Raw genomic sequence first — 13,536 nt, 5'->3', positions numbered from 1 at the left:
TTATCGTCAGCCGCGCGAGGCCTCGCTGCCATGGCGGTTGATGCGCCATCGGCCGATCTTGGCTTCCAGGATCTCCGGGCTGATCGGCTTTGACAGGTAATCGTCCATGCCGGCGGCAAGGCAGAGATCCCGGTCGCTTTCCAGCGCATGGGCCGTGACACCGACGATCGGCACATGGCCACCCTCTTCCGCCTCGATTTCACGGATGCGGCGGCTCGCCTGATGGCCGTTCATCACAGGCATCGACACATCCATCAGAATAAGCGCCGGCTTTTGCGCCTTCCAGGCCTCCACCGCCTCGGCGCCATTGCCGACGATGCGAAAACGCAGGCCCGTGGCCTGCAGGATCTGGGTGAAGACGATCTGGTTGACGTCATTGTCTTCGGCCACCAGCACGTCGAGCAGGCCCTCGCGCTCGGCCGGCATGTCGATGATCATGCGCGACATCACGCCGGGTGCCGCCGATGCAACGGCTTTGACCGGCGCCGGGGATGTCTCTCTCCGCGGCGTCTCTCCCTGCTGCGTCTCGGCCAGCCGGCGCTCCTGGCGGCCGGTGCGCACCACTTCGGCAATGGTTGAGCGCAGAAGATGCGCACGCGCCGGCTTCATCAGATGCGCCTGGATGTTCAGCGTCTGGAAGGCTTGTTCGCTGCTTGCCGTATCCATCGAGGTCAGAAAGATGATGGCAAGATCACGAAGCGCCGGATCGTTGCGAATTTCGGCGGCCACATCGAGCCCGCTCATTTCCGGCATATGATAATCGAGAATGACGGCATCGACGGTAACGTCCAAGGCAGCGGCGGCCCGCAGCACGGCCAGTCCTTCCATGCCGTTTTCCACGGCAACGGCATCGAACTCCCAGAGAGACAACTGCTCAGAGAGAATCTGACGGTTGACCCGGTTGTCGTCGATGACGAGGATGCGGGCGCCACGAATGCTGGCTGTCGAGGCCTCCGGGAGGATGCGCCGGGCGCCGATGGCCAACGGCAGGGTGACGGTAAACACCGATCCCTTGCCATGGACACTCTCGACGCCGATCGTGCCGCCGAACAGCTTGACCAGCCCTGCCGTGATGGCAAGGCCAAGCCCGGTTCCCTCGTAACGGCGGGTGGAGGATGTATCGACCTGCGAAAACTTGTCGAAAATCGTCTTCAGCTTGTCATCGGGAATGCCAAGGCCGGTATCCTCGATACGGATCGTCAGCGACACCGTCGCCTCATCGACCACATCAGACGCCACCTCGATGAGGATATGGCCCTTCTCCGTGAATTTCACCGCATTGCCGACGAGATTGGTCACAATCTGGCGAAACCGGCCGGGATCGCCCACAACCGTATAATGGTTGGAGGCGCCGCGCACGAGAAGCTCGATGTCCTTGTCCGCTGCCGAAGACGATAGCAGCGTCGCCACATCCTCGATGGCGTCCACCGGATCGAAACTTGCCTTGCGCAACGTCATCTGCCCCGCATCGATCTTGGAGAAATCCAGGATGTCGTTGATGATGGTCAAAAGCGCATTGCCGGACTTGACGATGATATCGGTAAACGTCTTCTGGCGCGTGTCGAGATTGGATTTGGCCAGAAGTTCGGCCATGCCCAGCACGCCGTTCATCGGGGTGCGGATCTCGTGGCTCATATTGGCCAGAAACTCGGATTTTGCCCGGTCGGCCGATTCGGCGCGGTCCAGCAGCCGTTCCAGTTCACGTTCGCGCTGGCGCACATCGGTAACGTCATTAAACACGGCAAGCCAGTTGCCATTGCCGCTGAGGTTCATCTCCACGTCGATCCAGCAGATATCCTCGATGCAGAGCGAGGCGGAAAAGCCCTTGCCCTCCGTCTCCATCGTCTGCCAGTAGCGAAAGGTATCTTCCGCCTGTTCCGGCGAGCCGAAATCGCCGCGGGCTGCCATATAGGCAAAAACGGCCCGCCAGGGTTTTCCCGCCTGCACAAGACCCGCCGGCACCTGCAGGATCGCAGCCAGTGCCTCGTTGGAAAACACCACCCTGCCTTCGCGCAGGATCAACAGGCCCTGCGACATCACGCTGGTCGCATCCTGCATCATGGCGCCGTGCTGTTCGAGGGCCGCGCGCGCCTCCTGCACTTCCTGCTCGCGCCGGCGCATGGCCGTGGTATCAATATAGCTCAGCAGCATCTTGTCGTCAGACAGATGCTCGCGCGACATGAGAAGCGTGCGACCCTGGGCGGTGCGCAGCTCGATCGGCGAAAAATCGTCCGGTCTGGTCAGCACCGCAATGCGCGCAGCGTAGAAAGCATCGAAACTTTCATCGCCCTGGCCATAGATACCCGCCTCGTAATTGCCGCGCAGGAAATCCCGGTATGACTGGCCTGTCAGGCCGCCGCAGGCCGCCCCATCTCTGCCGAGCAGTTCGTGAAAGGTGCGGTTTGCATATTCGAAGGCGTGATTGCGATCGAGGATGGCAACGCCGACCGGCAGCGAATCCAGAATGGCCTGCACTTCAAGATGCAGCCGCTCGGCCTCCTGCTGGGCCTTGCGCACCAGAGAGACATCGGTGATGGAGCCCACCACGTAAGGCTCGCCTGCCGGTGACGAAATCCGTGCAAGCCGGGTGATGGCTGCAATCGTCGTCCCTTGCGCAAGCGGAATATCCTCCGTCTTTTCGATCGAACCGCCTTCAGCCAGAAGCTGGTCATTTTCCCGGCGGAAACGGTCGGCAGCGCCCGGGAACATCTCCTCTTCCGTGAGGCCGATCAGGTCGGCGCGCTCCTTGCCAAGCATCGCCTCATAGGCGGCATTGGCATAGATCAGGCGGCGCTGGCTGTCGCGCAGGAACACGGCCACCGGCAGGTCTTCGAAGGCGGCACGAAAGATCTCGGCCTCTTCGATCTTCTTGCCGAGGCGGATTTCCTGCACCTTGTATTCGGTAACATCCAGCCGCAGCATGATCAGCCAGCCATTGTCCAGCCGGCGGTTGACGCTGCGCATCCAGCGCCCGTCGGCCAGCGGCTCCATCGCTTGCCAGCTCTGAAGATGCAGGATGCGCGTGCGCTCCTCAAGCCATTCGCGGCGCCGGTCGCTGGCAACCGCGGCGTCGTCTGCCACCTCAGCCGCATGATCATAAACCTGCTCGATCAGCCGGTCGAGCGTCTGGCGGGGTGAAAGAGTGGCGCCCAGGCTTTCGAAATACTGCGCCAACGGCGTGTTATGATAGAGAAGTTCGTCGGTTTCGCTGAAAATGCCGATGCCGGCATCCAGCAGGTCCAGCGCCGTGCCGAGCATTTCAAGGCTCACCTGTCCGCGCGCCAGGCCACCTTCGTCATCGACCGCGCCCTGCGGCAAGGCCGGCTCTGCTCCCACCGGGAAAACAGCAGAGGCCACAGGCTCGAAAATCCCAAACAGATAGGCTTGGTCATCATCGGTGACGAAACGTTCGATGCGCAGTTCATGGCGCAGCGTCCCGGCGGCATCCCGGCACAACGCCACCTCGTCACTGCCGAAGACCAGCGCCCGCCGCTCTTTGTCCAGACCCGCCTCATCTTCGAGCGACAGCGCAAGATCGGACGTGACAAGACCCGGAAAATCCGCCCGCTCGGCACCGCACAGCTGCGCATAGGCATCGTTGACGGCGACATAACGCAGCATCCCGTCCTTGATGAAGGCCGGTACGTCGAGATCGTTGATCCTTTCGCAGGCCCGCTGCAGAAGTTCACTATCGCTACTCACCCGATCCCCCAACGAACCGCCACACGGACACCACCGCCCATGATTCGCACCATGATGCATCAAACCGGAACTTGAGCACCACTATGGTTAACAAACTGTTTCTGGGCCGGCATGGAGCAGCAACGGAAAAGGCTGATGCGATCCTGAGGGCCCGACAACACCGGAAACAAGCCGCCCACTTGGAGCCACCAATCCGCCACCATTTCGCCACAGTACCCGCTGACCGCGCCGAAGCCGCCCGCATGTTCAACTTCAGGCATTTGCCAGATGAACGGATGTTCAGACTTATCCTTTTGTTTTTCCTTTAATTTGCCGCGATCTGGGATGATCTTGAGGATGTACCCGATAAGGATCAAACGGGTGAAAGGAACAAAGCCATGTCAGTTCTGAAGAAGAGTTTTACTGCGGGTCTTGTCGCGCTCTCGCTGACCAGCGCGCTGATCGCAACTGCCCCTGCTGCCGAAGCGCGGGATCATTTCTGGGCAGGCGTTGCTGCCGGCACCGTGGGCGGCCTCATCGGTGGCGCGATTGCTTCGCAGCCGCGCGGACCCGTCTATGAAGAACGCATCTATGATGCACCTCCCCCGCCTCCGCCGCGCCAGGTGGTTTATGAGCGGACCTATTATCGCGAAGCGCCGCGTCCGCGCTGCCATTTCGAATGGCAGGAAAACGAATGGGGCGATGCCTACCGTGTCCGCGTCTGCCCGGTTTACTGACGGCAGTCGGCAACGGTGGCATGCGGGCGGGCGGTCGCGACTGACCCTCATCAGCCGATAAAATCAAGGAGCCCGCGTCGATCTCGACGCGGGCTCTTGACTTTAAAGCGTAAAAGACGCACATGCAGCATCAGCTTTCACCTTCCGGCCGCCGCGTGAGCTGGCCCTGCGACGAGAATATTCGCGAAGAAGGAACAAGGCGCTCTTATCAGGCCCAAGAGGCCAGCGCTGGGAAGCAATTTCCACTGACAAGTTCCCACTTCACGCGGGGTTCTTGACGCCAGAAGCAGACCGGACGGCATGGTGCCGCACCGGCGTACGTTTCTGGCGCCCCGAAAAGGTATTCGACTTGACGAATTTCCACGAGCTTGGTTTGACCAAGCAGCTCGTTGCCGCCGTTATCAGCCTTGGCTACGAGACCCCGACGCCGATCCAGGCGCAGGCCATTCCGCTTCTGCTCGAAGGCCGCGACATGATCGGCCTTGCTCAGACCGGCACTGGCAAGACCGCAGCTTTCGGCCTTCCCCTTATTGAAATGCTGCTCAAGGAACAGAAGCGTCCGGATAACCGCACGACCCGCACGCTGATCCTTGCTCCGACGCGCGAACTGGTGAACCAGATCGCTGCCAACCTGAAGAGCTACGTGCGCAACACGCCGCTGAAGATCAATTCCGTCGTCGGCGGCGCCTCGATCAACAAGCAGCAGATGCAGCTCGAAAAGGGCACCGACATTCTGGTTGCCACCCCCGGCCGCCTGCTCGACCTGATCAGCCGCCGCGCCATCGGCTTGACCGCCGTGCGTTACCTGGTGCTCGACGAAGCCGACCAGATGCTGGATCTCGGTTTTGTGCATGACCTACGCAAGATTTCCAAGATGGTGCCGGCCCGTCGCCAGACCCTGCTGTTTTCGGCCACCATGCCGAAGGCAATTGCCGATCTCGCCGGCGATTTCCTGAAGGATCCGGTCAAGGTCGAAGTCAGCCCTCCGGGCAAGGCTGCCGACAAGGTTGAACAGTATGTTCACTTCGTCAACGGCAAGAACGACAAGACCGAGCTTCTGAAGGCATCGCTGGAAAAGAACCCGGATGGCCGCGCCATGGTGTTCCTCCGCACCAAGCATGGCGCTGAAAAGCTGTTCAAGTACCTCGAACACCTGCAGTTCAAGGTTGCCTCCATTCACGGCAACAAGAGCCAGGGCCAGCGCGAACGCGCACTGAAGGCTTTCCGTGACGGTGAAATCCGCATTCTCGTCGCGACCGACGTTGCCGCCCGCGGCATCGATATCCCGGGCGTGACGCATGTGTTCAACTACGACCTGCCGGAAGTCGCCGACGCCTATGTCCACCGCATCGGCCGTACCGCCCGTGCCGGCCGTGATGGCATTGCGATTGCCTTCTGCGCACCGGATGAAACGCGTCTGCTGCGCGACATCGAGCGCCTGATGAACATCGAGATCACTGTTGCCTCCGGCGAACGCCCGACGGTGCTGGCAAGCCCTGCCCGCTCCAGCGGCAAGCCCGCCCGCAGCGGCCCTGCCCGCAATGGCGCCGGTCGTGGCCGTCCTGAAGGTGGTCGTCCTGAAGGCGGACGCGGTGAAGGCCCGAGCCGTGGCCGCGCCGAAAATCGTCCGTCGCGCCGTCCGCGCACGCCGGAAGGCGCTGCCCTTTCGGCCCGTGGCGAGGAACTGGGTGAACGCTCCTTCCGTGGCCAGCGCCGCAACGAGGAAGCTCCGCGTTTCGAAGCCGACAATGATCTTGCCTCGACCTCGGATTTCCGCGCGACGAAGAAGCCGGCCGGTGGCCGTCCCGATGGTCGCCCGGCCCGCAACGGCGAACGCAAGGGTGGCCATGCCGCCCACGGCGCCCATGAGCCGGCAACCCAGCGCACGGCCCGCACCGGCCAGGGCCGTCCCGGCCAGAAGCCGGCCGGCAACGGTGGCCCGGTGAAGTTCGGCGGCGAAGGCCGCACGGGTGGCCAGGGTGGCCGCACGCGTGACCGCGCCTAATCTGCCTCTGGCACAGCTCCAATGACCTCGGCCCGCCCCTTTCTCTAAGAAGGGGCGGGCTTTTTTATTTCGTGAAAGCGTTGATCTCGGCGCAAACGGCAGGACACATTCAACGCTGCACCTTGCTGGCGCTGCCGTTCCAGCAAGGCTGGTCTGGACTGGTCTTCCACCGGAGGATGAATCTCCCTGAAGCGTCGCGACAATTCTGCGGGTTTATATGCGGACTTTCTTGAGTGCCGTTAACTTGTGCAGGGGTACGAAAAGGCCTGTGCATTTTCTGTCCAACTGCAATCTTTTGAAAGACTTGCCAGCGTTGGTCTGCTAGCGGACATTCCGCTCAACGCATTTTAGCGGATCCTTGCATGGACGGCATCATTGGGGAACCCGACCCTTGCGCGGCGGCCTGGCGCATCTTTCATCACCCATCTTCGACCATTTGAATTAAATCAACGCGGACTGTGCATGGTTCTTGCATTGCCATCTGCGTTGTACTCTTATGGTCAAAAACCGGGGACGCACCATTGGCATTCGATGAAATGTTGACTGCGGATAACAATCCGCGACCGCCTTACCAGACTTACCAGGAGTGGTATGCAAGCCAGGATCCGGCGCATCTCATCCAGAAATCGAGAGACGCGGAAAACATCTTTCGCAAGACCGGCATTACCTTTGCAGTCTATGGACACGCGGATTCGTCTGAAAAGCTGATCCCCTTCGATATCATTCCGCGCATCATCGCCGCCCGCGAATGGCGAAAACTGGCGCAGGGCATCGAGCAGCGCGTTCTCGCCCTCAACGCCTTCCTCGATGATATCTACCATAAGCAGGAAATCATCCGGGCCGGGCGCATTCCGCGCGAACTGATCGAAAAGAACGTCACCTTCCTGCCTGAGATGATCGGCTTCAAGCCGCCCGGCGGCGTCTATACCCATATTGTCGGCACCGATATCGTGCGCACCGGCGAAGACCAGTTCTACGTGCTGGAAGACAATGCCCGCACGCCTTCCGGCGTCTCCTACATGCTGGAGAACCGGGAAACCATGATGCAGATGTTTCCCGAACTGTTTTCGCAAAACAAGGTGCAGCGGGTCGAGGACTATCCCTATCTTCTGCGCCAGTCGCTCGCCTCTCTTGCGCCTCCCGGCTGCAAGGGCCGCCCGCGCGTGGCCGTCCTCACGCCCGGCATCTACAATTCCGCCTATTACGAACACTCGTTCCTCGCCGACACCATGGGCGTGGAACTGGTGGAGGGATCGGACCTGCGCGTCATCGACGGCAAGGTGAAGATGCGCACGACCCGCGGTTATGAAGCGATCGACGTGCTTTACCGCCGCGTCGATGACGATTACCTCGATCCCCTGACCTTCCGGCCGGATTCGGCGCTTGGCGTTCCCGGCATCATGGATGTCTATCGCTCCGGCAATATCACCATTGCCAATGCGCCGGGCACCGGCATCTGCGACGACAAGGCGATCTATTCCTACATGCCTGAAATCGTTGAGTTCTATACGGGCCGCAAGCCGATTCTGGAAAACGTGCCCACCTGGCGCTGTTCGGAGGCCGACAGCCTCAAATACGTGCTGGAGCATCTGGAAGAGCTGGTGGTGAAGGAAGTGCATGGCTCCGGCGGCTATGGCATGCTGGTTGGCCCGACAGCCTCGAAGAAGGAACGCGCCGATTTTGCCGAAAAGCTGAAGGCGCGCCCCTCCAACTACATCGCCCAGCCGACACTGTCTCTGTCGACCGTGCCGATCCTCGTCAACAAGGGTATCGCGCCGCGCCATGTGGATCTGCGGCCTTACGTGCTTGTCTCCGACAAGGTGAAGATCATTCCAGGTGGGTTGACCCGCGTGGCGCTGAAGCAGGGCTCGCTGGTGGTCAACTCCAGCCAGGGCGGCGGCACCAAGGACACCTGGGTACTGGAAGATTGAGGGCGTAAAATGCTGGGAAGAACTGCCAACGGCCTCTACTGGATGTTCCGTTACATCGAGCGTGCCGAAAACATCGCCCGCCTGATCGATGCGGGCCTTCGGGTCTCGCTGACGCGGGCCGGCTCCTCCGACGAGGATTGGGACGGCGTGCTGCAAAGTGCCGGCGTGCGCGATGCCTATGCCACCGTGCATGATACGATGACGGCTGCCAACGCCATCGATTACCTGCTGCGCGACACGTCCAACCCGTCGAGCGTCATGTCCTGCATCGATTCGGGCCGCAACAATGCCCGCATGGTGCGCACGGCGCTGACGCGGGAAACCTGGGAAGCGACCAACGAATGCTGGATCGAGTTGAAGCAGCTTTTGTCCCGCAAGGTGAAACCTGCCGATCTGCCGGAAGCGATCGACGTGATCAAGCGGCGCGCCGGCCTCATCCGTGGCGCCTTCCACGGCTCGATGCTGCGCAACGATCTCTATAATTTCTCGCGCATCGGCACGTTCATCGAGCGGGCGGACAATACCAGCCGCATTCTAGACGTGAAATATTACGTGCTGCTGCCGGCGATCAGCCAGGTTGGCTCGTCGCTCGATAATTTCCAGTGGGAATCCATCCTGCGCTCGGTTTCGGCGCATCGCTCCTATGGCTGGGTCTATGACGGCGAATACAAGCCGTCGAGCATTGCCGATTTCCTCATCCTCAACGTGCGCATGCCGCGCTCGCTTGCCTATTGCTACGAAAAGATCGTCAGCAACCTGCATTATCTGGAAGAGGATTACGGCGAGCGCCACACGGCGCATGATACCGCCGCCTCGATCAAGACCATGCTGAAGCGTGGCTCGATTGCAGATGTGATGGACCAGGGCCTGCATGAGTTTCTGGAAGATTTCATAAACCGGAACAACAAGTTGAGCGCCGAAATTTCAGAAGGCTACCGCTTCTATCAATAAGCGGAGCGGGGGTACGGTCATGCGTTTGAAAATTTCTCACACGACAGAATATCGTTACGACGAGCCGGTGGCCTATGCGCTGCAGCGGTTGCGCCTGACGCCGCTTGGTGGCTCGACGCAAAAGGTCATCGACTGGGCAATCACCGTGGATGGCGCCAAGGTGGAAGCCGGTTATGCCGACCAGTTCGGCAACCGCGTCGAACTGGTTTCCATCGAAGGCGGCGCGCACACCATCCGCATCACCGCATCGGGTGAGGTCGAGACGGCGGACAAAGCGGGCGTGCTCGGTCCTCATACCGGCTTCGTGCCGCTCTGGCTTTATCTGCGCGATACGCCGCTGACCAAGCCCGGCAAGCTGATCCGCGAGCTTGCCCGCTCGCTGAAGGGCGACAGCGAACTTGCGCAGATGCACACGCTGATGGAAACCATCCACGGGACGGTTGCCTACCTGCCGGGCTCAACGGATGCGCAAACCACGGCCGAGGAGGCGCTGGAGGCAAAATCCGGCGTCTGCCAGGATCACGCCCACATCTTCATCGCCGCCGCCCGCGTGGCCAAACTGCCGGCCCGTTATGTCTCCGGTTATCTTTTGATGGAAGGACAGACCGAACAGGTGGCAACACATGCCTGGGCGGAAGCCCATATTCCAGGGCTTGGCTGGGTGGGCTTTGATGCTGCCAACAAGATCTGCCCCGATGACCGCTATGTGCGCGTGGCAACCGGCCTCTGCTATCAGGACTGCGCCCCGGTCTCGGGCATGCGCATCGGCCCCGGCACGCACGGCGAAAACCTCACCGTTTCGCTCACCGTAAAACCCGCAGACGGGCAGATGCAAAGCCAAAGTTCTGGACCAGCACCGGCACAAGAGGATCAGGCGCAGGCCTGAGTTTTTGACACGATTGTAGACAGACCATGACGCGAGACCGGTGCCCCTCAGCACCGGTTTTTTCTTTTCGCCGACGACGCCCCCTGACCCTTCCGTAGCAGCCGTGCCGGGTTTTTCGCCTTCCGGCAGGCTTGGCTTAAGGCAGGCCCCATGGCCTTCGTTTTGCCTTGCTTAATGCATGGTGCAGGGCCTTGCCTGACGCAAAGCGCAGAATTTTCGATTTTTACCGATCGGATCTCGCCCGTGCCGGGCTCCATAAGCTCCGCGCCATGCCCCTGTGTTTTTATGTCCGGCGCTTCTGGACAAGGCGAGACAGGCAATCGGGATCAGGCAATGCTGTTCGGACGATCGGTTTTCCAGACCATACTCACCCGACTTGACGTGGAGGCACCGGACGAGATCCCAGCCACGCCGCCATCCTACCGCGTGGCGGGCCTCACCAGCGGCTTCGTCATGCCCTCAGGCGCCGCTGAAGCCACCGATACCTCGGGATTTGACGATCCGTACCGCGCCATGCTCGACCAGTTCGACGCTGGCGCAAAAGAGCCGCAGGCGATGCCAGAGCGGCAGCCGGCATCAAAAACCCCCGAACCACCCCTCATGCCCCCGCATCTTGCGCGCCTTGGCGAAGAGGAGGTGGCGGAAGACCTCGGCATCTTGCCGACCGACAGCCCCGAAACCCTTGCCGAACGCCGCCGCACCTTTGCCCGCCACAACCACCCCGACAGCGTCGACGCCCTGTTTCGCGACAAGGCCAACACCCGCATGATGCTCGCCAACATGCTGATCGACCGGGCGCTGCGCCTGACCACGCTGCGCTGACGCAAATATCCACCGCACGCAGCCAGAGCACCACACCCCTCCCCGCCTGCTAATGCCTACTGCCTACTGCCTACTGCCTACTGCCTAAAACGGCCCCGACAATCCGCCAATCTTTCAACCCCATGCAAAGTTTTCTGCCTTTTGCCGATTGCTGACGCCCGCGACCTTTGTTATGAACCCTGCACCGGCACGAACAGTGCGTCACGCATCGGTTCGCAGAAGCACCCGTAGCTCAGCTGGATAGAGTGTTGCCCTCCGAAGGCAAAGGTCACTGGTTCGAATCCAGTCGGGTGCGCCATTTCAGCAAACAACCGCGAACCGCAGACGTTGCCGATTTGTGCATCGCACAATGCGTGGCATTAGTCGCTTCCGCGCCTGTGGATTTAAATATCTACGAACCGCAGACGCTTTCGCAAAGGAAGTCTAAAATTTCCCCGTACGCAGACATCTGAGCGCTTCGGCAACGAGATCGCGCATAAACTGGTGAGCCGGGGCCTTGTCGCTGGCGGCGTGCCACATCAGCATCAGTTTTGCGGGTGCAAGGCAGATCTCTTCGGGAAGCGGCCTGACGGACAGGTTGAAATGCTCGGCAAAACGTTCCGCCACCTGGGTGTGAACTGTGGCGATCATCGGGGCTTGAGAAACGATAGAGGGCACCGCCAGCAGGTGGGGCGTTCGCAGCGCAATCTGCGGCCACACATCCAGACGGTCCAAAGCGTTCAGCACGGCGTCTCCGTCTGCCCCCTCGACCACCAGCATCGGATAACGCCTGTAGTCATCCAGCGTCATCACATCGCCGATCGCGACCAGGGCCGCATTAAAAACCGTATGATACCCTTCGTGATAAATCACCCGTTGCTTGTGGTAGCTTCGCCCCCCGGCGAAGGTGCCGATGGCAAGATCAAAGACGCCCATCTCCAGACCATCGGCGACATCGACCCCGTCTATGGGGATCAATTTGAGCGTAACGCCGGGCGCCTTTTCCAGCAGCAAGGCCGAGACGGCTGGAACGAGGATGGCTTCGGCGCTGTCGGTCACGCCCAGTCGAAAGGACATTTTTGCTGTTGAAGGATCAAAGGGCATTTGCTCTTCAAACAGCATGCGGATCTTGCGCATGGTCGCCCGAAGCTCGACTTCGAGACTGATAGCTTTTGCCGTCGGCACCATGCCGCCCGCACTTCGCACCAGCAATTCATCCCCCAGCAAGCCTCGAAGACGCGCCAGATTATGGCTCATGGCGGGCTGACCGAGAGAAAGCCGCCGCGCCGCGCGCGACACATTCTTTTCCTCCAGAAGGGCCTCCATCGCAACCAGCAGGTTGAGATCGATTTTGGAAATATCAACCACGTCAATTCCGCTCATCATCTAGATCGATTTGATTGATGATGAGCATGGCGTATTTTTGGGGTCAAGCAACGAATTTTCCCGGAGGAAATCGCTCATGACCCACTCAATATCCCGTCGCAGCCTTCTCAAAACTGCCCCGGCCGCCGTGGTCGGAACCACGTCCGCTTCCCTCTTGAGCCGTCCGGATGCGGCGCAGGCGGCGTCAGTTGCCCAACCCAGCTCGAACCGCGACGCGTACGGGGACTGGAGCGCCGTCACTTACCTTTCCCTGGAGTGCCAGAAGCAGCGCACTGCGAACGAGGAGGCCGTGCGCATCACGCCGTATGCGGCCTTTCTCGATACGGATCTCTCGGTCCCCTCGGCGGCTGCGCAGGCCATCCAGTTCGGACAGCTTAACCCCAGCGAGGTACCTTCGCCGAGCGCGCAGAACCTCAACCGCCTGATCGATCCGTCCTTCAAGACGAAAGACAACGGTTATGCCGTTCTTGGTGGCCAGATGGCCTATGCGCAAAGCCGCATCGTTATGCCCGGCGTGACCACCGACATGTTCAAGTGGTGGTTTACCTGGCATCCCGTCGAAAAAGAGCGCTACATGCTGTGGTTTCCGCAGGCGCATATCGACACCAGCGTTGCCGACCCGGCTCGCCTGAAGGATACCTCGCTCAGCTACGAGAAGCGGCTCTTCAACAATCCCAACCGCATCCAGGAATGGATCGGCCCGAGCCGTCTCGACGCCATCATCCATTTCGCCGAACCGGCGACGCTCGGCTTCGACGCCCAGGCCCTGGCGCGGGAGGGTTTTACCGCAAGCGCCAGCGCCGTCTGCTACGCAACGCCGGCGCCCGATATCCCGTTCACGCTGATGGTCCATATCGCCCGCGATACAAGCGCCGGCATGGAACTCTTCAGCCGATACTGGATCGGAGCCCATCCGGACATGGCACGTTTTGCCAATGCGGAAAAGGCGCTGGCAATGCTGCAGCATATCGGCTTCAACGAACAGGTTGCGGAAATGACGGCCTATGAAATGTCGGTTCACGACATGACGGAGTTCAACCATCTCGCACGCATCCTGCCCGGCATTCATCAAGCCTTCAGCTGAAGAGAGGGCGATGGCCAACCTCGGCCATAAGCGCTTCGATCAGAAGAGGGCTATCGCGTAGACATAGCTCTCTT

10 protein-coding genes and 1 tRNA gene are annotated in these 13,536 nt (G+C 60.6%); 8 read left to right on the top strand and 3 right to left on the bottom strand.

Annotated features, from left to right (window positions below):
• Positions 1 to 6 precede the first annotated feature (6 nt).
• The gene (locus tag AC4CWF_RS05530; protein WP_491284129.1) at positions 7 to 3,702 is read right to left on the bottom strand and encodes a PAS domain-containing hybrid sensor histidine kinase/response regulator; all 3,696 of its coding nucleotides are present in this window, start codon (positions 3,700 to 3,702) and stop codon (positions 7 to 9) included.
• Positions 3,703 to 3,761: 59 nt separating this feature from the next.
• On the bottom strand, positions 3,762 to 4,058 hold the full coding sequence (locus AC4CWF_RS05525) for a hypothetical protein (RefSeq protein ID WP_491284128.1): 297 nt from the start codon (positions 4,056 to 4,058) through the stop codon (positions 3,762 to 3,764).
• Between the two features lie 21 nt (positions 4,059 to 4,079).
• Here AC4CWF_RS05525 and AC4CWF_RS05520 point away from each other — a divergent pair, with 21 nt between their 5' ends.
• The 7 genes from AC4CWF_RS05520 (at position 4,080) to AC4CWF_RS05490 (ending at position 11,311) form a co-directional block, all read left to right on the top strand.
• On the top strand, positions 4,080 to 4,418 hold the full coding sequence (locus AC4CWF_RS05520; RefSeq protein ID WP_491284127.1) for a hypothetical protein: 339 nt from the start codon (positions 4,080 to 4,082) through the stop codon (positions 4,416 to 4,418).
• Between the two features lie 349 nt (positions 4,419 to 4,767).
• The gene (locus AC4CWF_RS05515; protein ID WP_491284126.1) at positions 4,768 to 6,423 is read left to right on the top strand and encodes a DEAD/DEAH box helicase; all 1,656 of its coding nucleotides are present in this window, start codon (positions 4,768 to 4,770) and stop codon (positions 6,421 to 6,423) included.
• Between the two features lie 521 nt (positions 6,424 to 6,944).
• Positions 6,945 to 8,354 carry a circularly permuted type 2 ATP-grasp protein gene (locus AC4CWF_RS05510; RefSeq protein ID WP_491284125.1) on the top strand — a complete coding sequence of 470 codons (1,410 nt, stop codon included), beginning with the start codon at positions 6,945 to 6,947 and terminating at the stop codon, positions 8,352 to 8,354.
• 9 nt (positions 8,355 to 8,363) lie between these two features.
• A complete protein-coding gene (locus AC4CWF_RS05505; RefSeq protein ID WP_491284124.1) occupies positions 8,364 to 9,305 on the top strand; it encodes an alpha-E domain-containing protein in 942 nt (313 codons plus the stop codon).
• 19 nt (positions 9,306 to 9,324) lie between these two features.
• Positions 9,325 to 10,191 carry a transglutaminase family protein gene (locus AC4CWF_RS05500; RefSeq protein WP_491284123.1) on the top strand — a complete coding sequence of 289 codons (867 nt, stop codon included), beginning with the start codon at positions 9,325 to 9,327 and terminating at the stop codon, positions 10,189 to 10,191.
• Between the two features lie 333 nt (positions 10,192 to 10,524).
• Positions 10,525 to 11,013, top strand: a complete 489-nt coding sequence (locus AC4CWF_RS05495) for a hypothetical protein (protein ID WP_491284122.1) — start codon at positions 10,525 to 10,527, stop codon at positions 11,011 to 11,013.
• A 221-nt stretch (positions 11,014 to 11,234) separates the two neighbouring features.
• Positions 11,235 to 11,311 (top strand) — tRNA-Arg (locus AC4CWF_RS05490).
• A 125-nt stretch (positions 11,312 to 11,436) separates the two neighbouring features.
• Here the strand turns inward: AC4CWF_RS05490 and AC4CWF_RS05485 are convergent.
• Positions 11,437 to 12,360: a LysR family transcriptional regulator gene (locus AC4CWF_RS05485; RefSeq protein ID WP_491284121.1), complete on the bottom strand. Its 924-nt coding sequence runs from the start codon at positions 12,358 to 12,360 to the stop codon at positions 11,437 to 11,439.
• A 94-nt stretch (positions 12,361 to 12,454) separates the two neighbouring features.
• Here AC4CWF_RS05485 and AC4CWF_RS05480 point away from each other — a divergent pair, with 94 nt between their 5' ends.
• Entirely contained in the window at positions 12,455 to 13,462 is a 1,008-nt protein-coding gene (locus AC4CWF_RS05480) for a DAPG hydrolase family protein (protein ID WP_491284120.1), read from the top strand.
• The last annotated feature ends 74 nt before the right edge of the window (positions 13,463 to 13,536 follow it).

The organism is Neorhizobium sp. PAMB6630 (assembly GCF_058242775.1).
This window is presented reverse-complemented; position numbering and strand designations above follow the sequence as displayed.